The organism is Aquimarina sp. Aq78 (assembly GCF_900299525.1).
Taxonomy (GTDB): Bacteria; Bacteroidota; Bacteroidia; order Flavobacteriales; family Flavobacteriaceae; genus Aquimarina.
Genome location: NZ_OMKA01000020.1, coordinates 17,255 through 43,152 on the forward strand (window position 1 = coordinate 17,255; position 25,898 = coordinate 43,152).

A 25,898-nucleotide genomic window follows, 5' to 3' on the forward strand; every position below is an offset into this window, starting at 1 on the left:
TCAAATTAGTTTATTTCGTTTCTTCAGAAATACTTGTAAAGCCTCTCCTATATTTTCATCCAACTTAAACAAATGATAACCTATATCATTGGCTAACAGACTGTTTTTTGTATTTTTCATCATTTCTTCTAATGCAATAAGGTATTGTTTTTTTGCTGTCTTAGCATCTACCTTACGCCTTGCTCCTGTCTCCAGGTCTTCAAATGTGACCATCCCTTTATAATCAAATTCCAACTCATTTTTACCCATTAAGTGTAATACTACCACTTCATTTTTAGGTGTTTTTAAGCGTTTGACAAAGGAGGTTAATTCTTCACTATGTTCATATAAATCAGTAATAAAAAAGATCAACTCTTTGTGACTTCGATCATGAAGGTTTTTTGATGTATTGGGATCTTCTGGCCATTTCCCTTCGTTCTCAATATTAATCAATTCTAGCATTAAGCGATTAAAATGTTGTTTTTGAACCTTAGGGTAAAGACTATATAAACGATGATCATTAAGTGCAAAAAGCCCTACAGCGTCTCCCTGGTTTTGAGACAGATATGCTAATGAAGCTACTAAAATTTTAGCGTAATCCATTTTAGTCAGTCCTTCTTCCTTATGAAGCATAGATGTACTGGCGTCTAAAATAAATTTTACGGCAATATTACTTTTTATCTCTGATTGCCTAATATAGTATCTTCCTGATCTGGCTAACATCTTCCAATCCAGCAATCGCAAATCATCACCTGGTTCATAATTACGAAATTGACTAAACTCCATTCCCGGACCTACACTTCTACTATGATTATGCCCAGACAGATATCCATCAACTATTACACGAGCAATAAGTGCTAGTCCAGATACACTTTTTATAAGTTCTGGTTTTAATAATTGATGATAATCCTGTTTCACTTATTTTTTCCATTTGTAGCTACCGGAATAGCTTTTAATAGTTGATGAGTAACTTCATCTGATGTTATCCCTTCAGATTCTGCTCTAAAATTTACAATAACTCTATGACGTAATACAGGGATAGCTACATGCTCTATATCTTCTAATGTAACCGATAAACGTCCCTTCATCAAAGCACGAGCTTTGGCTGTTAATATCATTGCCTGACCTGCTCTCGGGCCTGCTCCCCAATTCACCCACTCTTTTACGTATGCATTTGTAGTGGTTTCTGGTCTTGTTGCCCGTATTAGCTTACTAACAAATGTGATTAAATCATCACTAATAGGTACTTCTCTTACCAGGTCTTGTAATCTTAATATATCCTCTCCTGTAATTACTTTATTAAGTGTTTCTTTTTTGGTGCCTGTAGTATTTTTTAAAATAGTAGTTTCCTCTAACTCACTGGGGTATCCAATTTTTATATATAACAGAAAACGATCTTGTTGTGCTTCTGGAAGCATAAATGTCCCTGATTGTTCTATAGGATTTTGAGTAGCGAGAATAAAAAATGGTTTGTCTAATACATAGGTTTTACCAGAATAAGTTACTTCAAATTCCTGCATCGCTTCTAATAGAGCTGCCTGAGTCTTTGGTGGGGTTCGGTTAATCTCATCCGCCAGTATAATATTAGCAAAGATGGGTCCCTTATTAAATTTAAAAAACTTCTTTCCTGTACTATAGTCTTCTTCGAGTATTTCTGTACCTATGATATCAGATGGCATTAAATCTGGAGTGAATTGTATTCTTTTAAATTTTAAATCAATAGCCTGCGCCAATGTTCTAATCATCAACGTTTTTGCTAATCCAGGAACTCCTTCTAACAGTGCGTGTCCTCCTGCCAGAAAAGTAATAAGCAATTGTTCTACGGTTTCCTCCTGCCCAGTAATCACCTTACCAATTTCTTTTTTTAAACTAGTAAGTTTTTCTGTAAGTACATTCACCTCTTGTTCAATACTTGCTAAATTTTTATCCATACATCTTCTTTTATGATGTCAATGCATACATCACTATATTTACTCCAAAACGGGTATTATCAATTTTATACCATCGTTTATTTCTAAAATCATAATCCCATTCGCAACCATAATCTTTATTACTGAACAGGACCCCTATCCTACCATTAATTTCAATGGCTTTTAAATAATCATGTACAATATCATCTCCCCACCCGTTAAGTTCCTGTGAAGTAGTAGGCGGGCCATCTTCAAATTCGAAGAATACATTATATATTTCATGATCATTAGGGATTTTTTTTAATTGCCGAGGGCCAAAAATATCTTCCATTTGACGTTCAAATGATTTAGAAAATAAACCATCGATATCGTGATTACAATCATCAGCAAATACGAACCCCCCATTATTCACATACTTCTCAAAATTCTCTCTTTCTTTCTTAGTAAACTGTACAAGTTTATGCCCTGATATATAGCAAAATGGGCTCTTGAATATCTCATCACTGCTTAAAGTGATGATTCTTTCTTGTGTATCTACTTTCAGGGTAGTATATTCCACCAGGGAGTTTAAAAGGTTAGAAGGCATTCTTTGATCTACATCCCAATCTCCTGACTCATATTGTAATCGTGTAAAGAAAAACTTGTTACTCAATGCAGTTTATTATTTTAACTTTCAGAAATATATTAATCCTTTGTAATACAAATTACAATTAAAGATTAAGATCGTTAAGAAAGAAAAAACTGGTCAAAATGAAGCTAATCAAAATGACCAGTTTATGTTATGAATTAAAGTTATACCGCATCAGACAAGCTGGTAAATGTGAAATCTCTTATTTTCATATAAGGCACTAAATTACCATCTATCCTAACTTGCTTACCGAGTGTCTCAAGATTATTAAGCATAATGATCGGACTCTCATTGAATCTAAAATTCTTTATCGGATGCTTTATTTTTCCATTCTCGATATAGAACGTTCCATCCCTTGTAAGACCAGTATATAAAAGAGTTTGAGGATCTACATTTCTAATGTACCATAATCTGGTAACCAAAATCCCCTTTTTCGTATTCTTGATAAGATCTTCTAGAGAAGCATCGCCTCCCTGCATAATAAAATTAGAAGGAAAAGGCACAGGTTTCACTCCTTTTTGTTCTGCCCAATATCGACTATATGCAAGGTTTTTCACTGCTCCTTTTTCTATCCAGCTAGTTTTTTTCAATGGCTGCCCTTGCCCATTCCAGGTACTGGTAGGAACTTCAGGATCTAAAGGATTTGACCATATATTTACTCGTTCGTCTACGATTTTTTCTCCTAACTTAGTTCCTCCACCTTCTTTAGACATAAAACTTCGTCCTTCATCTGCTCTACGGGCATTTAAAGATCTTCCCATATTACCCAATAGGCCAATTGATGCTGCTGGTTCAAGTATTACAGTGTATTTACCTGGTTCTATTGCTTTAGCTTCTCTAGACATCAACGCTTTATCTATCGCTATTTTTGAAGCTTCACCAGCGTTAAATTTACTAATATCATTGTAATCTCTCGATACCCAACCTGATCCGGTACCATCATTACTTCTCATAGTAACGGTAAAATTAGAATCTGTGGATTTATTATAAGCAAACAACCCTTTAGAGTTTAGCATTGCACTAAATCTTGAGGAGTCATCAAAAAACCCGGCAGCTGTAACTTTCTTGGCTGCAGCAGGTTCAATACTACTGTTTGCTACATTAGCACGATACTCTGGTGTAATGTTTGCAGTTGCTTCACTAAAAGTAATAGACTCATCATAGGTTTGCGGACCTAGAGGTTCCATAAACTCTGGGTTTTCTGGAGAAAGTTTCGCCAGCTCTTCTGCTCTTTTTACTACTTTCTTTAAAGATTCATCATCAAATTCGTCAATCGTCGCTGTGCCAGATTTTTTACCAAAATTTGATTGTACTACCAAGGTTTGATTAGATCTGTGACCAGCGGTAGATACCGTATTTCGCGCATAGCGGATATTACCGCTTTCACTTCCGTTTAAATTAATTTCGCAAGCATCTGCTGTAGAAAAGCTTAATGCTTTTTCCATAATTTGCTTTGCTTCTTCTTTTGTATATATTGCCATGATGTTTTTTGTATTTATTGTAAAACAATGTTTTAAATAGTTCTACCCGTATTGATCACATTTACATTATTAAACCTGGTAGTAGAGCTACCATGTGATACAGCACTTATCTGAGAAGGCTGGCCCTTACCATCAAAAAATGAACCGAACATGCGATAATCACTCTTATCACATATTTTGGCACAAGAATTCCAAAACTCCTGTGTATTAGATTGATAGGCAACGTCATCTAACATTCCTACAATCTCTCCATTCTTAATTTCGTAAAATGCAGTTCCTCCAAATTGAAAGTTATATCGTTGCTGATCAATAGAGTATGACCCTCTACCAGCAATATAAATACCTTTTTCTACATCTTTAATCATGTCAGAAACACCATATTTCTCTTTGCCAGCCTCTAATGAGACATTAGGCATACGCTGAAATTGTACATCATTCCAACTCTGAGAATAACAGCAACCATGCGATTCGTTCTGATCAATCATATGTACTTGATCACGAATAGCTTGATAGTTGGTTAATATACCATTACGTACCAGATCCCACTGCTTAGTTTTCACTCCTTCATCATCATATCCAACAGCTCCAAGAGATCCTACTTGTGTTTTATCTGCTACCAGATTTACAATATCACTTCCATATTTAAAGTTCTTTGATTTCCATTTATCCAGTGTAGCAAAACTTGTACCTGCATAATTGGCTTCGTATCCAAGAACACGATCCAATTCTAATGGGTGACCTACAGACTCATGAATTGTTAACCCTAAATGATTAGGTTCTAAAACAAGATCATATTTACCAGCTTCAACAGATTTGGCAGTAAGTCTTTCTTTTGCTTGCTTGGCTGCCAGAGTAGCATCCTCTATCATATCATAGCTACCTCTATATAGTCTTAGTCCAGCAGGGCCTTCTAATTTTTCAGAATCCAAACCATCCATATATTCATACCCCATTCCCATAGGTGCACTCATTGCCTGACGTGATTTAAATTTATTAGATGCTCGATCTATAGCTGTTACTGTAAAAGTTGGCCATATACGGTGTACGTCCTGATCAATATAAGATCCTTCTGTAGAAGCAAAATACTTCTGTTCATTTACCATAAAAAGACCTGAATTAACAAAGTTTGCACCATTTTTCAACGCTGCTGCATTAGCACTAAGTAAAAGATCTACTTTTTCTGAAACTGGTACATTTTTAAAGTCTTTTTTAATTGGAGTTTTCCAGGATACTTCTCCATATGACTGCACCGGCGCTAATTTCACAGGAACTTTCTGAATCTTTGAATTAGCTTTAGCAATAGCGATAGCTTGTTCGGTTGCTTTTTTGATACCTGCATCCGAAACATTATTCGTAGAAGCAAAGCCCCATGTACCATTTGCTACCACTCGAATCCCTATACCAAAAGATTCTGTATTTACCACATTCTGTACTTTATCTTCTCTGGTAAACACATATTGATTTAAATACCTTCCTATTCTGGCATCTGCATATGATGCTCCCATGGATTTTGCGGTGTTTAACGCTACATCCGCTAATTTCTTTTTGATTGCTACATCCATACCAGGATTTAGCAATGCTTCTACCGGAATATTATTCCCCATCATCAGGGAAGGCATCATTAAAGCGCCTGATCCTATTCCTGCATATTTAACAAAGTCTCTTCGTTTCATATATAAACCTCCTTTTTTGATTGAATGAATATTTAATTAATTATTAGTTGCGATTTTTTTCTTTTTTAATTAATTCAATAGGTACTAATCTAAATTTATAGACATAAATCATTAAAGCAATGTCTATTTTTATGAAGAAATACATTTTTTATTTTTTTAGAAATAGTCAAAAACTAATACTAGTTTCTTTACTCTTGAATAGTATCCCCCATACTAAAAACCATATCATACTAAAAAGAAGTCAATAAGGTCAGTTTTTTATTTTTAGCACAGCATTAAAAGTAGAAAATTTATGTCAAATAACAATAGTGCCTTAAAATGTTAAAAAAGGAGTAAGAATTTTCGTATCTAAAAATCACCTTATTCACCAAAAACACATAACCACCTAATTATCAATATTTTAAATCAAAAAAAGTCATTTAATATATTATCAAAAAATCCCCAACAAAATACCCGAATCACCGAATCTGAGTATATTTAAAATTTTGTTAAACTTTTACATTTTTAACTTAATAGTTATCAAAATCTTAAATCGTATCCATGATGATTACCTATTTATAACACTAAGTATCATTTACATGAATGAACTGAAAGCGTTGTAACACCCTTACCTAAACTTAAAAACATCTTTTTTATATGTAACCTTTGTTACTGATATTATTTTTATGATGCTTTACTTTTATCCAAAATTCATCAACATGTTTGGTAAAGGTTCAAAGTTATATAGCATATTGTCTTTAAAATGCCCACGATGCCATAATGGGTCATTTCTAGAAGCTAATCCATATCATTTGGGGCGTTTCAATAAGGTAAAAAAGAGATGTCCTTCCTGTCAGTTAAAATATAGTATAGAACCAAGTTTTTATTATGGTTCAATGTACGTCTCTTATGCAGTTGGTATAGCCATAAGTGTAGCTGTTTTCATCCTCATACAACTGTTTGGATTAGATCTGGCTCCAACGTATATTTTTATCACTATTGTTGTAGCCCTTATACTTTTAATGCCATACATCGGAGCTATTTCAAAATTAATTTGGGCTAATTTTTTCTTTACCTATGATGCATCTATAGCCAAAGCCAAACAAGATTCCAAATGATTCAAGAATTGAAAAACAGCTACGGACGCCAGTTTGAAAACGCTTTGATAAATGACATACTACAAGTCGGGACTTTTAGAGAAGTTCCTGAAGGATACAAATTGATCGAGATTGGAGATTACATTAAAGGGATGCCATTGCTTGTGTCTGGCGTAGTAAAAGTACTTAGAGAAGACAAAGAAGGAGACGAATTGCTGTTATATTACCTGGAACAAGGTGATACTTGTTCGATGACAATGACCTGTTGCATTGGTCAAACCCAAAGTGAAATAAGGGCAATAGCAGAAGTAGATACCAAACTCATTATGATTCCTATTAGAAAAATGGAAGAATGGACAGCCAAATACAAATCCTGGAGGAATTTTGTTTTTGAAAGTTATCATAATCGATTAAACGAACTCCTTATAACTTTAGATAGTATTGCATTTGATAGAATGGATGAACGTCTGGTTAATTATCTTAAGGAAAAATCACGAGTTAATAAAGAGTATATTATTCGTAATACACATCAGGAAATTGCACAGGAGCTACATAGTTCGAGGGTGGTAATATCTCGTTTATTAAAAAAACTAGAACAAATAGATAAAATAGAATTACATAGAAATTATATCAAAATTCTTGATTTATCATAGCTATGTAACCAATGTTACTGATCATATATTACTATTCAATTACTTTTAGTTATAAATCTGCACATACATGTTAAAACGATATCTTCCTGTTTTTCAATGGCTTCCTGATTATAAAAAAAAGTTTTTATCAGGAGATATTGCAGCAGGTGTAACTGTTGGTATAATGCTTATCCCACAAGGAATGGCATATGCCATGATTGCAGGTCTGCCCCCTGTATTTGGATTATACGCTGCGCTAATTCCGCAAGTGGTCTATGCTATAATGGGCACCTCTCGACAATTGGCAGTAGGGCCCGTAGCAATGGATTCCCTTCTTGTAGCGTCTGGATTGGGTGCACTCTCGCTTTCAGGTATTGACGAATATATAACTATGGCAATTTTTCTCTCTCTTTTTATGGGTAGTATTCAGTTTATCCTGGGAGTATTAAAAATGGGGTTTTTGGTAAACTTTTTATCCAAACCAGTCATAAGTGGCTTTACCTCTGCTGCTGCAATTATTATTGGACTTAGCCAATTAAAACATGTATTAGGAACAGAAATTGAGCGTAGCAACCAAGTGCATATTTTGTTACATAACGCATTCAAAACCTTAGATCAAACTAATTTTTTGACCTTGGGTATTGGTATTCTTGCAATTGTGCTCATCAAGATTATAAAAAAAATAAACCGAAAAATCCCTGCGGCATTAATTGTAGTTATTCTTGGAATCGTTGGTGTTTATACCTCGGGTATAGATGATCTGGGCGTAAAAATTGTTGGTGCAATACCAAAGGGATTGCCAGAATTTGGGATACCTTCTGTTGATTATTCCAGAATTTCAGAACTTGTGCCCATAGCTTTTACTTTGGCTCTTATTGCGTTTATGGAAGCTATTTCTGTAGCCAAAGCAGTAGAAGAAAAACATACAGAATATGAAGTCGATCCGAATCAGGAACTAATTGCTCTTGGAACATCTAATATTATCGGCTCCTTATTTCAATCTTATCCAACAACAGGTGGTTTTTCCAGAACAGCAGTTAATGATCAAGCTGGCGCAAAAACAGGTATAGCACCAATTATAAGCGCTGTTGTAGTTGGATTAACTTTATTATTTCTAACTCCTCTTTTTTATTTTTTACCCAACGCGATTCTTGCAGCTATAATTATGGTAGCAGTATTTGGGTTAATCGATCTAAAATATCCTATTGTACTTTTTAAAAACAGAAAAGATGAATTTGGCCTTCTCCTTCTCACCTTTTTGATTACTCTTATCATTGGTATTAAAGAAGGAATACTATCTGGTGTACTATTCTCTTTATTGATATTAGTCTACCGAACTTCAAAACCTCACATTGCAGTTTTGGGGAAAATAAAAGGAACCAATTACTTCAAAAACATTAATCGTTTTAGTAATGATATTGAAACGCAACAGTATATTCTGATTATTCGTTTTGATGCTCAGTTGTATTTCGGAAATAAAGATTATTTCAAAAAAGAGCTCTATAAGCAGGTTGATTTAAAAGGAAAAGAGCTAAACACCATTATTCTTAATGCAGAAGCCATAAATTATATCGACAGCAGTGCTGTACATGTACTCAAACAGATTGTCAAAGATCTCAAAAGTAAAGATATTCAGTTTATCATTGCCGGGGCAATAGGACCAACAAGGGATATTATATTTAGCAGTGGTCTTATAGAGTGTATAGGTAAAGAAAATCTTTTTGTAAAAGTTTATGAAGCATATGATCACTGCAATAATGCAAGTAAAAAGACTGCTATACAAGAAAAAATTTCTCTCCAAACAAAAAAAGCACCTTCTGTAACATAAGTAACTGTATAAGAATAGCATCCATACTACCTTTATACTATTAAACCTTTTAAAAGTAAATACTTATGAAAATAGAACAGATTTATACGGGCTGCTTAGCCCACGCTGCTTACTATATAGAGAATAATGGAGAAGCTGCAGTTTTTGATCCCCTTAGAGAAGTACAGCCTTATATTGATCGCGCAAAAGAAGATAATGCAAAAATAAAATATGTATTCGAAACTCATTTTCATGCAGATTTTGTGAGTGGGCATCTTGACTTAAGAAAAAAAGCAGGAGCAGAAATTGTTTTTGGCCCTAGTGCTAAACCAGGATATAATGCAACGATTGCAGAAGATGGCCAGGTTTTTAAAATTGGAGAGTATAAAATAAAAGCAATTCATACTCCGGGTCATACCATGGAGAGTACCACATACTTACTCATAGATGATAAAGGAACAGAACATGGGATTATTACCGGAGACACATTATTTATAGGTGATGTAGGCCGCCCAGATCTCGCTCAACATGTCGTATCTGAGTTAACTGAAGAAAAATTAGCAAGTCATTTATACGACTCTCTTCGCAATAAAATAATGCCTCTAAGTGACGATCTGATAGTATATCCTAATCATGGGGCTGGTTCTGCTTGTGGTAAAATGATGAGCAAAGAAACTACTGATACTCTTGGGCATCAGAAAAAAGTAAATTATGCTTTACGCGAAGACATGACAAAAGAAGAATTTATCGATGCACTACTTACTGGATTAACTGCTCCTCCAGGGTATTTTCCTCAAAATGTCTTAATGAACATCAAAGGATACGATAGTCTTGATGAAGTAATGGATCGAGCAATAAAACCATTACTTCCAGACGCTTTTGAAGTGATAGCCACTGAAACGGATGCATTAATGCTTGATACCCGAAATGCTGAAGATTTTACTAAAGGATTCATTCCTAACAGTATTAATATTGGTTTGGAAGGAAGTTTTGCTCAATGGGTGGGAGAAATGATTCCCGATGTGAAACAAAAAATATTGCTTATCACCTACCCTGGAAAGGAAAAAGAAGCAATTACCAGGTTATCAAGAGTAGGATATGATTATACCATAGGATATCTTAATAATGGTTTTGATTCATGGAAAGATGCGAAAAAAGAATTCGAAACTTCAAAAAGAATCACTGCAGAAGAATTTGAAAACTCCTATATCAAAGAAAAACCTTTAGTTTTTGATATCCGTAAAAAAAGCGAATACGATTCAGAACACATCATTGATGCTATAAATACTCCATTAAATGAGATTAATAAACATTTAGCAAAGTTTCCTAAAGACAAGCCCTTTGTATTATACTGTGCAGGGGGATACAGAAGCATGATAGCCTCTTCTATTTTAAAACAAAGAGGGTGGAATCAGTTTGTTGATATAATTGGTGGATTTGCAGAAATTGCAAAGACTAATATTCCGAAATCAGAATATATCTGTCCGACTACACTATTATAATGTATAGAAATTAGAAGTAAAACACCTGAATTTAAAATGAACAGATTCGGGTGTTTATTTTTAAATGTATTATGCGAATTTAAGTTACTACCCGTATAAAACAAAAGTTATTGTAAAATAGTTACTTTAATATAACCCAGCTATGATGTCAATTTTTAAGACTCTTTTTAGAATACAAAATCGACAAACCGATGCCATTACCAAAATTGATGTTCCTGCATTCAAAGAAGCCATTTCAGGGAAAAAAGATCTACAATTAGTAGATGTAAGAACACCATATGAATATAATACCGATCATATTGATAATGCTTTAAATATCGATTTTTTTAAACAAACAGCATTTAAATCTTCATTCAATGAATTTGATAAAAATGAGCCTTTGTATGTATACTGTAGAAGTGGAAATCGAAGTAAGAAAGCAGCAGTAATATTAGCAGAAATAGGATTTAAAAATATTATAGATCTAAAAGGCGGATATATTGCTTGGGAAAAGCATAAAGACTAACACGCCAGAACATTGATTTTTTATTTTGTGTAACCAAAGTTACCATAATAATAAATTATTGAAAGTACTTTTAATATCCTAACACAAAGAAGGCATAAATGAAATCACATTATCAAATTCTCATTATAGGAGGCGGTACTGCAGGAATTATGACAGCTGCTCGTTTACTTAAAAAAGATAGTCGTTTAGATATTGCAATTATAGAGCCCGCAGACACACATTACTATCAACCAGCCTGGACTTTGGTAGGTGCTGGAGCGTACAAGTATAAAAAAACTGCAAAGTCTATGGCATCTGTAATGCCTAAAAAAGTAAACTGGATTAAGGATTTCGCTTCTTCTTTTGATCCAGAAAACAATTCTGTATATACAAAATCCAACGGAAATATAACATATGATTATTTGGTAGTTGCTCCTGGATTAGTAATGGAGCCATCGATGATAGAAGGACTTCAGGAAGCATTAGACAAAGGTGTTGTTTGCAGTAATTATACGAATCCAAAACATACATGGGAAGTTCTTAAAAATTTTAAAGGAGGTAATGCTATTTTCACGCAACCAACAACCCCTATAAAGTGTGGAGGGGCTCCTCAAAAAATTGCTTACCTGGCCGCAGATTATTTCAAGAAAAAAGGTATTGAAACTACATCTAACGTTATTTTTGCAACTCCTGGTTCTGTTATTTTTGGAGTTAAGCCTATTCGAGAGACCTTAATGAAGGTCATTGGTAGATATGGTATTCATTTCAAACCTTTCTATGCTCCTCATAAAATAGATGCTGAAAATAAGCTTATATATTTTAGACATGTAGCTCCCGAAGAAAACAAATGTGTTATTAATGAAGATGCTACAATCGGTGAGGTTTCTACAGAAGATAATATTATTAAACTTCCGTTTGATATGTTACACATTGCTCCCCCACAAGCTGCACCTAAATTTATAAGAACCTCTTCTTTGGTTAATGATGCTGGTTGGCTTAATGTAAATCACCATTCACTACAACATAATAAATACCCCAACATATTTGGATTAGGAGATGTTGCTGCACTTCCTACAGCAAAAACTGGTGCTGCAATACGAAAACAAGCACCGGTTATAGCTGATAATATTTTAAAATTAATTAAAAATCAAGAAGCTAGCAATAAAGAGTATAACGGATATTCCTCTTGTCCTCTGGTTACCGGATATGGAAAAATGACACTAGCAGAATTTGATTACAAAGGAAATTTCACTCCAGACCCAAAACTAAAACGAATGTTAGTCTTTACTAGTGCTAAAGAACATTGGAGGTTATACATGTTTAAAAAATTCATGTTACCTTATCTATATTGGAATAAAATGCTAAAAGGAAAAGATGTATAATCTGTATCAACTATTTTTTTCATTGTGTAACTGATTGATATATTTTCCAACAACAATAGCGGTAACAATCACCAAGTAAAACTGCCCAATTAACCCAATAAGTATAGCGGCTTTTTTAGATAAAACCGTTACCGGAACTATATCTCCGTACCCAATAGTTAACATTGTGATATAACTGTAATACATTAGTTCTTCTGTTATCATCTCGGGGTTAGAGCTACTAACAATCAAACCTTTAAACGAACCATGATCTGCCATTTCTATACTTATGCAAATAAAAAAACCTATAAGCCCCAATGAGACATAACCGCTTATCAGGCCTAAGATTACATTTTTATTGACAAATTCGGCTTTCCAAACTTGTTTTATAATCTCAAAGGTAACCACCACATAAAACAAAAAATAGGTAATCATTCTTATAAAATTAAAAAACCTCTCATTTCTATTTTCCAACAAGCTTGAGCCAAAAACAACACCAGAAACAAGGAGTAATACAATAAAAAACCACATTAGGTTTTTCTTTTTCGACAGTAGTAAAATCCCTGCCAAAAGATTAATTTGAAACAAAATAGGAGATACAATATTCTCGAATATAACCGATGGAACGATTAATGATCCAAAAAGAATTGTGACTTGACTAAAAAAGAAAATCTCGAAACGATATGGATATAGCTTTTCTATCATACTCTAATTACTCTTGATTCCCATTCCTTTTTTTATTAAATAATATCCAACAGACAAAACTAAAATAAGGGCGCTTATTCCTATAATAGTTAAAGGTTCTAAATGTTTAAAATCTAGATCAATCACATGTCTTGAAATTCCTATTAATGCAACTAATAAAACAATTTCTACATGTACCACATCTTCCTTGAGATACATTTTTACCGTATGTACTAACTCTATCCCAATAAGTACCAGCATAAAACCTCCAAATATTTTATGTAGATGAATGAGAATATTATTCTCAGAAAATGAATTATGAATATCAGACAATATCCCATTAAACAATAATCCTAAAAATACTATTGTAGAGTACAATACCACCAATAATAGAGAGAACAGCAATACCAAAATAATAACTCGTTCTATTTTCTCTACTATATTTAAAACTTTAGAATTCATAGTGTATTTTGTTTTTAGGCTATTTAAAAATGAAATAGTCTTTGAAAATTTTATTCTGAAATTTATTTTAGTAATTCTTCATTAAACGTATATTCCCTATAATCTATCTTATACAAAACACTATAAAACGCAGGAATAAATAACAGTGTAATTATTGTACCAAATAACAATCCTATCATAATAGTAACTGCCATGGGTTCCCACATCTCTCCTCCTCCCAGGTATAATGGTATTAGCCCTAATACTGTTGTAAATGTTGCCAGTAAAATAGGCCTAAAACGCTGTAAACATGCTGCTATGATAGCATCTTGTGGTTTTCGATGAAGTTCACTTTCCTCAATCTCTATTCTATCAATCAATACAATTGCATTATTAATTACAATCCCAGCCAATGATATTACACCCAGAAATGCCATAAATCCAAAAGGAACGCCAAATATCAATAACCCTATTACCATACCAATCACCCCTAAAGGAATTGTTGTAACAACCATTGTCATTTTCCTAAAGGAATTGAATTGTATAATTAACAACATTACAATAATGAATGCAGATAGTGGTAAATAATTGGCAACAGCCCCCATATTCTCTGCACTGTTCTCTGCATCACCACCTAGTTTATAGGTATACTCCTCTCCCCATTTTAATTTTTGAGTGGCAAGCCAGGGTTTAATTACTTTAGTAATCTCAGAAGCATTTCCATCTTCTGTTAATTCACTAGATACATTAATAGTACGGGTGAGATCTAATCTCTTGATTTTAGAATATTGCCACTGCGGAATAATATTAGCGACCTGTAATAACGGAACACTTTTTCCAGAATTTTGACCATATATATTTAACGTTTCTAAAGAAGCCAGCGATTGCTGTTTTCCTTGATTACTGGTCATTACTATTGGAATCGATTTGTCTTTCTCTCTAAACTCTCCTGCCCTAAAACCATCCAAAACAGTTTGTAAAGATACTGCTACATCCTGGTTTGTAATCCCCGCCGATTGTGCCTTATTTTGATCGATATCAATTACAAATTTCTTTCCCTTTGGACCCCAATCGTCTTTGATATTTTTGGTTCCTGTGACACTAAACAGCTTAGCTTTTATTTCTTCTGCAATACTGGCCAGTTTATCCGGGTTATCACCAGATACTTTTATTTCAATTGGAGTACCTCCCCCTCCTGATCCTAGAAATCCTACTTTAATATCGGCATTAGGAAAGGTGTCGAAACAAAATGCATCTATTTGTTTTACCATATCAGAATTTACTAAAAAGGATGAGGTGTTAACCAGAATATGAGCATAATTAGAATTAGGTTCATCTGCATTATATCCAAGATCGTAGGATGATGGGCCTTCGCCAATATAGGATGACCAATCAACGATTCCGTTTGGTCTTTCAGAAGTTACTTTTAATGTTTTGGTTATATAATTCTCGATTGCCAATACTGTTGCTGTAGTACTTTCGATTTTAGTTCCTTGAGGTAAATTGATATCAATAGTGATCATATTGCGATCACTATCAGGGAAAAATACGAATGCCAACTTTGTAAACCCATAGATTGATAAAAAGAATAAGGCTACTATGCCTATTAAAACGGATCTTTTCCAGGATAATGCTAATAAAATAAGATCTTTATATTTAGATTTCAAACTATTAATCATTCTATCCAAAAACCCAACTTTTCCATCTTCTCTCTTTTTGATTTTAAGAAAGAACACACAAAATAAAGTAATGATACTTAAGGAAATTATCCATGAGGACAATAGTGCGATGGTAATGACTACAAAAATAGGCCCCATAATATCTCCCATTACAGATTCTGCCATAAAGAAAGCAAGGAATGCCGCCGATGTTGTTAATGTAGAAATTAGTAGTGGCATAAATAACTCTGCACAAGAATCAATAGCCGCCTTTTTTACATCAATACCATCTTCCATTTTTACCATAATAGATTCTGCAACTACAATAGCATTATCAACCATCATTCCTAATGCCATGATCAAGGCTGCCAAGGTGATTTGATTTAATCCTACATCTATAAGTCCCATAACCATTAATGTGGTAATGGTCACTATAGGAATCAAACTGGCAATCACCATCCCCGTACGGAAACCTAAAAAGATTAACATTACCGCCAGTACTATTGCTATAGATTGTAACAAATTACCCAGGAAATCATTGATCTTAAGATCGATGTACTGGTCTATAGATGCTAATCTGGCTACTTCTAAACCTACAGGAAGTTTTTCTTGCCATTTGGCTAACATGATATCTATTTCTTCTCCTAGTTTGATGATATTTCTTCCTTCTTTTAAAGATATATGAAGAGAAACTGCATCTTTACCATTAATACGCACCTTTTGTTTTGGAGGATTGATATATCCTTTTTCTATAGTGGTAATATCTCCTAGTGCGACAACCTGGCCATTTTGCCCAATTGGGATTAACATATTTTTGATATCGGTAATAGTATTAAAATTACCTGTGGGTTCTAATATAATACGCTCTTCTTCAATATTAACTTCTCCTCCAGAATTCAAGATATTAGTGCTACCTATAATACCTTGTAAACTACTTGAGGTTAGTCCATATGTTTTAAGTTTTGCATTATCAAATTTTACAAAAACACGCTCTTCCTGGGCTCCATTAATTTCTACTTTTGCAGCATCTTCGAGTTTGATCAGGTCATCCCGTAAATCATCAGCTTTTTCTTTCATTGCTGCATACGAATACCCATCACTGGTAATCCCAACTGCAATCCCAAATACTTCTCCTATTCCATCATCATTGAGTTGTGGAGTTACATTATTAGGTAATCCTTCAATGGAGTTTAATTTTCGACGCAGTCTATCCCAAACTGGTTGTAACTCTTCTGGGGTAACTTCCATTTTTAATTCTACATTCACTACAGATAATCCTGTACGAGAAGTACTTGTCACCTTTTTTAGTTCTGGCAATTCCTGAGCTATTTTTTCAACTTTATCGGTGACCAATTCTTCTACTCGCTCGGGACTCGCCCCGGGAAATGAAGAAACAATAGAAGCAATCCGTATGGTATAAGGAGGCATACTATCTCTAGAAAGAGAAGCATAAAATACCATCCCCATAATCATCACTACCGCAAGAATACTTAGTGCAACCCGGTTTTTTTCTATAGAAAATTTAGCAAAATTCATAGTTGATTCTTTTGATATCGATTATTGTAATTTTACTTTTTGACCATCCAACAAGGTTTGTAGTCCTGCTGTAGCAATTTTTTGTCCTTCTGTAAGTCCGCTCTTGATTTTAAAACCACCTGTTGTAAGCTCTCCTATTTCTATACGATGTTTCTTTGCAATTCCTGTGGTTCCATCTTCAGATTCGATAAGAAATACAAAATTACCGTCGCCATCTTCGCCTACAGATTTTACAGGAATAACAAGTGCTGTATCATTTTTGGTTTGAGTATCTACAAAATTAAAAGTCACATTTGCTGTCATCCCAGGTTTAATATCTTCCGTTGCATCAGCAATATCTATTTTCACAGGATATGTTGCAGAGCCTTCATTTACAATAGGTGAAATTTCGATAATATTTCCTTTAAATTTTTTTCCTGTTAAAGCAGAGAAAGAAATTTCTGGATTCATTCCTAATTTCACCTTATTAATTACATTTTCGGGTAACCCAACTTCTATATTGGTTTGATCTCCTGCATTTAATATGGCGATCACCTGCCCTGCACTTACATTTTCATTAAGTTGACTATTCTTTGCTGCAATAATTCCTGCTTTAGGAGCTTTGATATATCCGTAACTGATCTGTGATTGCTGTATACTTTTATTACGTTTTGCAGACTCGTATTGATCCAATGCGTTTTGATATGAATTTTTTGCTGCTTCATAATCACTCAAAGAATTACTTCCTTTTTCATATAAAGATTTAATACGGTCCAAACTAGATTTTGCCGTATTCATTGCAGATTTAGCACTGTTTAGTGCAGAAACCGATTGTTCATATGCCAGATTAGCCTGTACATTATCTAATTTAGCAATAAGATCTCCTTTATTTACCTTCTGCCCAACTTTGATATTTAGCGCAGTAATTATTCCGTTACTTCTAAAACTTAATTCAATCTCATCACCGGCTTTGGCAATGCCACTAAAAGTTCTAATTTTTTGAGCATCAGAGCTTCCTACGACTTGAAATTGTACAGGGCGTAGTATTTCTTTTTTTACTACTTCTTTCTCTTTACAAGCATTTAGCACCAAAAATGTAAGTGCTGTTAGTATTATGTATTTAGTGAGTTTCATTCTTGATGGTGTATTAGTCAGTTATCGTTTTATAATTAGTCCCTACTTAATATAAATTCATTTACTCTTCGAATAAAATCCTGATTACTCGCCTCTGTATTCATTAAAAAGAAATAACCAATGGCTCTTTCTAACTGCATAGAAGTTAATAAATAATTATAATTGGCGGTTGCGCTAGCCAATTGTGTTTGTAAATAATTGGTTTGTGCATCAATTAATTGAATAAGCGGTACAGCACCTTCTGCATATGCATTTTGTGTAAGATCTAAACTCTCTCTTGCAGTTTCTTCTGACACTTTAGATATTTCGATATTGGCAATTTGATTGATCATATCTAATAGAATATCATTTACATTTTTTTCAATAGTCAACTCTACATTTCCTTTTTGTATCATTAACTGATCTTCTTGAATTTTTGCAGTTTGTCTATTGATATTTCGTTGATTTTGCTTAAAAATAGGCAGCGATACATTTACTCCCACATTGTATGTTCCATCTGGTACAGTAGGGATTCCTGCAGGTACTGTAGACCCCTTACCTGATTCTGAAATAGCAAGGCTGTATTTACCTTGTAATGCTACTGTAGGAATAAATCGTCCTGTATTGTTTAATCTATAGTTTCTCTGGGTAGCTTCAACATTATAATTTATGTTTTTTAATTCGGGAGCGTTCTTCTTTGCTTCTTCAACCAAAAAATCAATCAATGCGGGCCTTAGTTTTGGATCATCGAGAATCTCCAAAAAGTCCTCATATTTATAATTCTTAAATAATCCCTGCGATATTTCTGCGTCATCAATATCAATTTCTGTTGAAATGGAATTATTCATTAATTGGTTGATCGTATTAAATCCTTGTTGCATTTGATTACCTGCATCAATTAAACTCTGAGTGTTTTGTGCCAACTGACTTCTAAAGCGTAATACATCTGATTTTCCGGATTCTCCGGCAGTAAAATTTTGATCTGCCAGCTCCAAATTCTTTTTGGTGACTTGTAAGTTTTGATTCTGAATCTGTAAATTAGTTTTCAGAATTAAGGCATTAAAATATGCAACCGAAGCATTCAATATTGCATCTAATTCGGCTGCATTATATGTTTCTTGTTGTGCTTTTTGTAAATTTTCCTGAATAGTAATATTCGCTCCTGCGCTTTCAGAATAAATCACTTGCTCCAGCGCTATATTTCCCGAGGTTGAAAATTCTGGATTCGAACCATTAGAAATTTCTGCTACTTTAGGATCGAGATATACACCAGTAGCATTGGCTGTCACATTTGGTAAATAGCTACTTTTTGCCGTTTTTACATCCTGCGTACTCAACTCTATATTTTTTCGTTCTGCATCAAGTGAAAGGTTTTTCTCTACCACCCCATTCATGATATCAAGAATAGAATAGGAAATATCTGATGTTATTCCGTTCTCTTCTCCAATAAAATCAGCTTTTGCAATAAGACTATAACGCAATGGAAATCCAATCTGTTTTGCGGTATTGGTATTTATAGAAAGTTTATTTTTGTACTCTACATACATCGGTAGTTTAGATGGGTTTGTACCATTAACTATTGCTTCTACATTAAGAGCAATACGTCTAAAAAACTGATCTATATTCGTTTCTGGTTGGTTAGAAGCTAGAACTCCTTTCTCTACATCTTCTTTACTATAAGCAGAAAAGGATGGTATTTTTTTTGAATTAATAGTAGTAACTAGTTTAGAAAACTCACTATCACTTAAATAAAACCCTGCTGCTATATACACAGCATCTACACCAATTAAATCAGCCTCTATATTCCCTTTATCTTTAAGCGGAATCAATGTATAAGATGATTCTTTTTTAGAAAAATAATCATCAAATAATGCTTTAACCGGCAATACATTAGTGATAACATCATCGATTACAATACCCACTTTTTTATACTCATAAAGGGATTGAAAGATCTCTAAATCTTTGGTATAAGAAAAAGGAGTAATGAGATAGGTTATATTATCGATCTCAGAGGTTTGCTGCCCTTCGGGTAAGTCATAAAAATCACCATTTACAGATCCAAAAACAATAGTAGGTTTTGGATAGTTTTTTTCCTGATATACCACAATAGTATTAACAACTCCAAAAGCCAGAATAATATCGGTATCAGTATCCAAGAGTGTTTGATAGTTTGTTTTTGCTGTAGCAACATTAAATCCATTTTCTAACACCTCTTTGAAAACAACAGTTGCATCACGCCCCACTACTGATTTAATTTCACTCTGTAGTTTTGCTAATAAAGGTTGGGTCTCTTCTGACGATTTATCGGCAAGAATACCAATAGATATTGTTTTCGAAGTTTGTGAATACCCCAATATGTTTATGAAAACAAGTAGGAATACTAACTTTAATTTTTTCATATAAATAAGATGATATGTAATTATAATTGATGTGAGTTCATATTCACAAACCTAGTTTATTCTTATTTCCAGCCTTTTCTGTTATATACACTAGTAATGATTTTGCCGAAACTTTCTTTATGTATTTGGTATTGCTCCTTGGTCAGAATTTCTTTAGTCTCATCATTTAGCTGGATTACCATAGCATCAAGTTTTGTTTTTTTCTCTGCTTCGGTATATCCTTTATCTTTATTTCCTATACGCCCCATTTTATTAGAGTAATACAGGATAATACCATAATAGTCATCTCTTAAATCTTCAGAAAGCTTCATTTTATCTACCTGTTCTTTAAAAAAGAATTGCAGATTATCTTTTTCACCAGAGGTAAATATTTGTGTTTTATTTTTTTCTCCTTCTTGTTTTTTCTCTTCTTGTGTTTGTCCGAAGGCAGAAACAGCCACAAGTAGCAGTATTCCAGTGATGGTAATTCTCATGATTTGTGTTTTATTGGTTAGTGTTATATTCTCTGATAAAAGATTTCAGATTTATAAATTTAGTTTTTTTTAAGGACTATTCTAGTGAATAAAACAATGTTTTAGTTTTAAAAGATTTCCTGATTTTATCCTTTGTAAAGTAGTTAAGATAAAACTTATGAGTTTACCCATTTCTTAAACTCTGTTGCTTTTGCTTTACTTACTACTATGCGTTCTTTTGATACCGGGTTTATATTTACAATCAACTTACCATTGAAATAATGTTTAATATTAGAGATTGCATTTTTTTGAATTATAAATTGACGATTAACTCTATTAAAATTTTCAGGGTTTAATTCCTCTTCTATATCCTCAAGTTTCTTGTCTATAATATACATCTTATTTTCGGTAGTGACTGCTTTAACTACTCCTGTATCGATATATAAATAAGCTATCCCTTCGGTATTAACAGGTATTAATTCATCTCTTTGATGTACCAAATATGTAGTTTTATACGATTTCGTTTTTGCTTGAAGTAGTTGTAACATTCCGCTCATTTGGGCATTCATAGAGCCATCTTCTCTGGATTTAGTTTTAAATTTTTTCAAAGCTTCTGCCAATTCATCCTCATCTATAGGCTTAAGTAAGTAATCTATACTATTCACTTTAAATGCTTTGATAGCATATTGATCATAAGCTGTTGTAAAAATGATTGGTATTTTAATATCTATTTCATCAAAAATTTCAAAAGAAATTCCATCTGCTAAATGAATATCCATAAAAACTAATTCTGCCTGGTTGGGATCAGAAAAATACTCGATTGCAGATTTCACAGAATCTAAAACTTTTAAAATCTCAATACCAGGATTGATAGAATTGAGTAAAAAAGTAAGATGATCACTTGCTGCTATTTCGTCTTCTACTAGTACTACTTTCATATGGTTTAACTTAAAGGTAGTGTTACTCTAAATGCATTATTAGCATTACTAATACTAATGTGTTGTTTTTTTAGCAAAAAATATCGCTTATCCAAGTTCATTAATCCATTACCGGTACTATCTACAAAAGAGGTTCTTGGTCTAATTATATTCTCTATACAAATAGTTTCTCCTTCAGAAAAAACTTTGACTTTCAAAGGATTATCTTCTGAAATCTCATTATGTTTTACCGCATTTTCAACCAATAATTGTAGTGCTAATGGAGGCACCTCTTTTTGTAAATGCATATCCTCTATAGCAATTTCAATCATAAACCGATCCCTATATCTGGTTTTTATCAAATGAATATAACTGTCTAAAAATTTAAGTTCTTCTTTCAAGGAAACCAAATCCTTATCTCCACTTTGCAAAATATATCGGTACATAAAAGACAACTTGTTTACAAATGTAGTAGCTTCTTTATTATCGCGAATAATTGAGTTTAAGGAATTCAAAGAGTTAAAAAGGAAATGAGGGTTAATTTGATTTTTTAATGCTGTTAATTCTTTTTGAAGATTTTGTTGTTTTAGTCTTTCATTTTCTAAAAGATCTTCTTGATGAAGAATCTGATATCTAAGAATTCTGGCAATAAAAAGAGTTATTAATAAAACAACAAAATAAATAAAATAGATCAATCCTTTCTCGGGCTCAGATAGCGATTCTCCTACGAATAAAGAATATACATTAATAAATAATTGAACAATTCCTAAAAAAACGATCGCATTAAGAACTATTGTTATACTACTTCTCAATATAATAGAATACCCAGCATACTTATTTTTCCAGTTGGCATTTAATTGAAGTATTAAAAATGAAAGTATAAAAATGAAAAGAACACGTATCATGATATCTTTTATAGATACCTGGGTAAAAGATTCTATCAATTTATCTGTCAACTCAAATAATGACAACGTCCTTGGCAAGTTAACGAGTACAGAGACAAGCAATGCTATCTTTAAAATTACAGTGTGTTTAACTTTTTTTAAGCCCAAGATAAATAGTAAAGTTCCTAATTTTTGATTTTTAAATTTACGGAAAATTAAGCTGAAAGAATATTCTAATTTCTGAAACATAATATTTAGTTCTCATTAGTTAAAGAAGAAGCCTCTGTATGGGGATTAGAGGCTTCTTCAAACAAAGTGAAGGTTTGGGGTGATTAACTACTATACGGATCAAAACCCTGAGGTATATATGCCTTCACTTCTACATCATACATAATCTCTTCTTCTTCTCCTACATCATGTATATCAATGGGTTCTATTAGCTTTTCTTTAACTGTTCCAAACACATCTTCAAAACTCATCTCAGGTTCTAGCTCTTTTTTTACTAATTCATCGATTTCTTTGTTTAATTCCTCTTTCTGGATAGTTTCTGTTTTAATTTCTTTACTAAAAGATGTATCGTTTTCTACTTTTTCTTTACCAGAGGTTAATATCATTAATCCTCCTATAAGCATGGCTATTGTTATTATGTTGGATACTTTCATTTCTATTGTTTTTAATTATTACTTATTGAATAAGCTCTTTTACTATTTTTTTAGAAAAATCTTTGGATGTAGTACTTAAGGTTTCTGGGTTATCCAAGACTGTGGTAATCACAGAAAGCAATTGTTTTTCTTCGGGTAGAGAAAGATCGTATACGACTGTCTCTAGTATATACTTTTTTCCTAAAGAGGTCACTGTTGTAATTGGATCTGATTGTACATATACGGTACCATAATATCTATAGAATCCTCCGTAATATCCTCGTCTATAAAATGTTGGATAAGCACTTAATTGATATGTAGTGCCTGTTGTGGTAGTTTCTGTATATTCCTGGCAATCTCTTAATACGGTCATTATTACTACATCTATTCCGCTTTTCTTTAGCTTTTCTTTTATTTCTTTTACTTCATCATCATTCATTTCTTTTGTAGATATTGACTCAGGAAAAATGACAAAGCTTTCTACAGATTGATATCCTTTATAATTAAGAGTTGATACCATATCTTTTTCAAATCTTGTTCTTGCAACTTCATTGTCTGTTTTACTAACAACCATAATATTTTTTTCTTTGATATCTGTTGTTTTTACATCTTTCCAGGAATCTGTAACTTTTACAGCAGAACAACTAAACAAGAGTGTCATTCCCATGGTGATGCCTAATATTTTATTAATTGTTTTCATGATTTCTAAATTTTATGTTTCTATTTTATTAAATGAATAAAAAGGTGCTTTCATCATTCTCATAGCTGGAGATAAAATCTTTATGATTTTTATACCCTTCATTTTGTAAAATGCTATTCCAAATCTTTTTTGAAATGTTTCCTAAAATTGATTGTATTGTTTTCATCTTTTATATTTTATTATTCTATTATTAATCTTTTTCTGGTTTGTTTAATTTCTAATTGCCATACCTGCGGCAGTACCATATTCTTCTAGTGTATTATACATACTCTTTACCCATACTTTATATCTCTTGGCAAGTACAATCAAAAAATGAATGGTTCTATTCCTATTTGTTATTGTGTTTGCTGTATATCCACTTCTATGATTGTATACTACTCTTAAATTTGTTGTCTCCATGATTATCTTTTTTATTTTGTTTATAATTAGAGTTTTTCTTTATTTTCTTATACAAATGTACCTCGGGATCAGAGCAGAATTATTGACTTTTTAGGTGAAGCATCCAAAATCGAAAGTGAAATAACCCAATAGTACAGTGAGGTGTTTTTAAGTTGAAGACAAGGTTATTGCGTTTCTTTTTACCATATGATTTCATCATATCAATCCAATAAAAAAGATCCTTAACTGCCAGTTAAGGATCTTTTTTATAAGTAATATTCTTTTTACTACTCATCGGTTTTAAAATCACTTTCATTAGCAATTAATGATATTTGGATATCTATATTTGGTTCTGCATAAATATCATTATTCGTATCATTTACTATCTCTTCATATGCATCAGTTGTTACTTCAAAATGAGTATACATTTCTAAATCATCTTTTATACTTGTTCTTAAAAAAAAGCTTATCAAAATACCGGTTATAATGTATGCGCTTATTGTTCTCATATTTTCTAAGTTTTAGATTATCATTTCTGATTATAGGATCAAAACTAGTATCCATTTCAAGTCTTTACTCACTGTTTATGAATGAAGTAACCAAAATTAAGAATGAAACATCTATACCCCAACCTGAAGTGTTTATGGAAATGAGAGTTATTTAAAACCTATGGTTTCTATTTGTGATCAAAAACTACTTTTTTAACCTAAATATGGTTAAGAGATCATCGAATGATAATAGAATTAAAATATATATATATTATATCAGTATATAATACATGCCATACAAAAAGCCCCTTGTCTAAATCAACAAAGGGCTTTTTTAATAAAAAAACTACATATAAACACCTTACCTCAATCGTCTTTTCTTACTAAAATCATATTTTTCTATCATCATGTCGTTCTCTTCTATCTTCGTGTCTTTCACGATTGTCTTCTGCCAGTTCTCTTTTTGTGGCTATAATATCCTCATTAAGAGAGTGTACAAATTCTTGAATCAATTTTTTGTTCGCAATTGATTTTTCTATCATTTCGGGATCAAATGAAAAATTAAATATTTTCAGTTTTCTCAATATGAATGCTTGGCGTTCTGCTCGCGAAATTTGTGCTTTAAAATCTCGGATATCATCTCTCCTGTCTCTTTTATCATCCCGTTTATTGGCTTGATCCCTTGCCAAATCTCTTTGATCATCATGTCGATCATATCTACCTTTATTACTGTCATTTTTATCCCTTCGAATCTCTCTTCTATCTGATCTAACTTCTGCCGAGCTTTGAGCAATCTCTATTCTAGCTTGTTTTGCTTTAATCTCACTCTGCTTTACTTCCCTTATCATATCGGTAATAATATCTTGTTTCAACTTATTAGCTATTGATGGATCATGGATATCAAAAGCTTTTTTAAAAGCTACTATTTTTAATTGTAAAGCTCCTAATTCTTTAATATCTCTTTCCAGATTTCTTTTTCCTTCAGCAATTTGCTTTGTGTTTTGAATGGCTTCTTTTGCATTTTGTGCATTAATACTACCACTTACAAGTAATAGAATTAGCATCAGGTTGTTAATCGTTTTCATCGGTTTTATA

25 protein-coding genes are annotated in these 25,898 nt (G+C 32.8%); 6 read left to right on the forward strand and 19 right to left on the reverse strand.

The features are described 5' to 3' along the window. The 5 genes from DG435_RS11760 to DG435_RS11780 all read right to left on the reverse strand — a co-directional run bounded on the left by DG435_RS11760 (position 1) and on the right by DG435_RS11780 (position 5,671). Positions 1–897: a DUF58 domain-containing protein gene (locus tag DG435_RS11760; protein WP_108840610.1), complete on the reverse strand. Its 897-nt coding sequence runs from the start codon at positions 895–897 to the stop codon at positions 1–3. Then, entirely contained in the window at positions 894–1,910 is a 1,017-nt protein-coding gene (locus DG435_RS11765) for a MoxR family ATPase (RefSeq protein ID WP_108840611.1), read from the reverse strand. The genes DG435_RS11760 and DG435_RS11765 overlap by 4 nt, the downstream gene beginning before the upstream one ends. 10 nt (positions 1,911–1,920) lie before the next feature. Next, positions 1,921–2,541, reverse strand: coding sequence for a DUF4159 domain-containing protein (locus DG435_RS11770; RefSeq protein ID WP_106795062.1), 621 nt, complete (start codon positions 2,539–2,541; stop codon positions 1,921–1,923). Positions 2,542–2,681: 140 nt separating this feature from the next. Beyond that, the gene (locus DG435_RS11775) at positions 2,682–3,998 is read right to left on the reverse strand and encodes a TldD/PmbA family protein (protein ID WP_106795061.1); all 1,317 of its coding nucleotides are present in this window, start codon (positions 3,996–3,998) and stop codon (positions 2,682–2,684) included. 32 nt (positions 3,999–4,030) lie between these two features. Continuing rightward, positions 4,031–5,671 carry a TldD/PmbA family protein gene (locus tag DG435_RS11780; RefSeq protein WP_024771397.1) on the reverse strand — a complete coding sequence of 547 codons (1,641 nt, stop codon included), beginning with the start codon at positions 5,669–5,671 and terminating at the stop codon, positions 4,031–4,033. Between the two features lie 698 nt (positions 5,672–6,369). On the opposite strand from DG435_RS11780, the gene DG435_RS11785 reads away from it, so the two are divergent. The 6 genes from DG435_RS11785 (at position 6,370) to DG435_RS11810 (ending at position 12,554) form a co-directional block, all read left to right on the forward strand. Continuing rightward, complete coding sequence (locus DG435_RS11785; RefSeq protein WP_106795060.1) at positions 6,370–6,768, forward strand: DUF983 domain-containing protein; 399 nt, start codon at positions 6,370–6,372, stop codon at positions 6,766–6,768. Next, the gene (locus tag DG435_RS11790; protein WP_024771395.1) at positions 6,765–7,400 is read left to right on the forward strand and encodes a Crp/Fnr family transcriptional regulator; all 636 of its coding nucleotides are present in this window, start codon (positions 6,765–6,767) and stop codon (positions 7,398–7,400) included. The genes DG435_RS11785 and DG435_RS11790 overlap by 4 nt, the downstream gene beginning before the upstream one ends. A gap of 67 nt (positions 7,401–7,467) precedes the next feature. Then, positions 7,468–9,207: a SulP family inorganic anion transporter gene (locus DG435_RS11795; protein ID WP_106795059.1), complete on the forward strand. Its 1,740-nt coding sequence runs from the start codon at positions 7,468–7,470 to the stop codon at positions 9,205–9,207. Between the two features lie 65 nt (positions 9,208–9,272). Beyond that, complete coding sequence (locus tag DG435_RS11800) at positions 9,273–10,688, forward strand: rhodanese-like domain-containing protein (protein WP_108840612.1); 1,416 nt, start codon at positions 9,273–9,275, stop codon at positions 10,686–10,688. A 142-nt stretch (positions 10,689–10,830) separates the two neighbouring features. Further along, positions 10,831–11,193, forward strand: a complete 363-nt coding sequence (locus tag DG435_RS11805) for a rhodanese-like domain-containing protein (RefSeq protein ID WP_369871969.1) — start codon at positions 10,831–10,833, stop codon at positions 11,191–11,193. A 98-nt stretch (positions 11,194–11,291) separates the two neighbouring features. Continuing rightward, on the forward strand, positions 11,292–12,554 hold the full coding sequence (locus DG435_RS11810) for an FAD/NAD(P)-binding oxidoreductase (RefSeq protein ID WP_106795055.1): 1,263 nt from the start codon (positions 11,292–11,294) through the stop codon (positions 12,552–12,554). A gap of 6 nt (positions 12,555–12,560) precedes the next feature. On the opposite strand, the gene DG435_RS11815 is transcribed toward DG435_RS11810, so the two are convergent. The 14 genes from DG435_RS11815 to DG435_RS11875 all read right to left on the reverse strand — a co-directional run bounded on the left by DG435_RS11815 (position 12,561) and on the right by DG435_RS11875 (position 25,888). Next, positions 12,561–13,238, reverse strand: a complete 678-nt coding sequence (locus tag DG435_RS11815) for a potassium channel family protein (protein WP_024771390.1) — start codon at positions 13,236–13,238, stop codon at positions 12,561–12,563. A gap of 3 nt (positions 13,239–13,241) precedes the next feature. Continuing rightward, on the reverse strand, positions 13,242–13,679 hold the full coding sequence (locus tag DG435_RS11820; RefSeq protein ID WP_106795056.1) for a phosphate-starvation-inducible PsiE family protein: 438 nt from the start codon (positions 13,677–13,679) through the stop codon (positions 13,242–13,244). Positions 13,680–13,741: 62 nt separating this feature from the next. Further along, the gene (locus tag DG435_RS11825; protein WP_106795057.1) at positions 13,742–16,852 is read right to left on the reverse strand and encodes an efflux RND transporter permease subunit; all 3,111 of its coding nucleotides are present in this window, start codon (positions 16,850–16,852) and stop codon (positions 13,742–13,744) included. A gap of 21 nt (positions 16,853–16,873) precedes the next feature. After that, positions 16,874–17,965, reverse strand: a complete 1,092-nt coding sequence (locus DG435_RS11830; protein WP_106795058.1) for an efflux RND transporter periplasmic adaptor subunit — start codon at positions 17,963–17,965, stop codon at positions 16,874–16,876. Between the two features lie 35 nt (positions 17,966–18,000). Further along, positions 18,001–20,343, reverse strand: coding sequence for a TolC family protein (locus DG435_RS11835; protein WP_108840613.1), 2,343 nt, complete (start codon positions 20,341–20,343; stop codon positions 18,001–18,003). Between the two features lie 62 nt (positions 20,344–20,405). Further along, entirely contained in the window at positions 20,406–20,816 is a 411-nt protein-coding gene (locus DG435_RS11840; protein ID WP_106795196.1) for a hypothetical protein, read from the reverse strand. A gap of 155 nt (positions 20,817–20,971) precedes the next feature. Further along, a complete protein-coding gene (locus tag DG435_RS11845; RefSeq protein WP_106795195.1) occupies positions 20,972–21,733 on the reverse strand; it encodes a LytTR family DNA-binding domain-containing protein in 762 nt (253 codons plus the stop codon). 5 nt (positions 21,734–21,738) lie between these two features. After that, positions 21,739–22,617, reverse strand: coding sequence for a sensor histidine kinase (locus tag DG435_RS11850; protein WP_159025833.1), 879 nt, complete (start codon positions 22,615–22,617; stop codon positions 21,739–21,741). Between the two features lie 311 nt (positions 22,618–22,928). Next, entirely contained in the window at positions 22,929–23,258 is a 330-nt protein-coding gene (locus DG435_RS11855) for a hypothetical protein (RefSeq protein WP_108840615.1), read from the reverse strand. Positions 23,259–23,280: 22 nt separating this feature from the next. After that, positions 23,281–23,937, reverse strand: a complete 657-nt coding sequence (locus tag DG435_RS11860; protein WP_106791085.1) for a hypothetical protein — start codon at positions 23,935–23,937, stop codon at positions 23,281–23,283. Positions 23,938–23,965: 28 nt separating this feature from the next. Then, a complete protein-coding gene (locus DG435_RS25535) occupies positions 23,966–24,103 on the reverse strand; it encodes a hypothetical protein (protein ID WP_159025438.1) in 138 nt (45 codons plus the stop codon). Between the two features lie 44 nt (positions 24,104–24,147). Continuing rightward, positions 24,148–24,336 (reverse strand): hypothetical protein, encoded by a 189-nt coding sequence (locus DG435_RS11865; RefSeq protein ID WP_106791086.1) that lies wholly within the window; start codon positions 24,334–24,336, stop codon positions 24,148–24,150. 266 nt (positions 24,337–24,602) lie between these two features. Beyond that, positions 24,603–24,824 (reverse strand): hypothetical protein, encoded by a 222-nt coding sequence (locus DG435_RS11870; RefSeq protein ID WP_106791087.1) that lies wholly within the window; start codon positions 24,822–24,824, stop codon positions 24,603–24,605. Between the two features lie 368 nt (positions 24,825–25,192). Next, positions 25,193–25,888 (reverse strand): hypothetical protein, encoded by a 696-nt coding sequence (locus DG435_RS11875; RefSeq protein ID WP_106791088.1) that lies wholly within the window; start codon positions 25,886–25,888, stop codon positions 25,193–25,195. Positions 25,889–25,898: the final 10 nt, after the last annotated feature.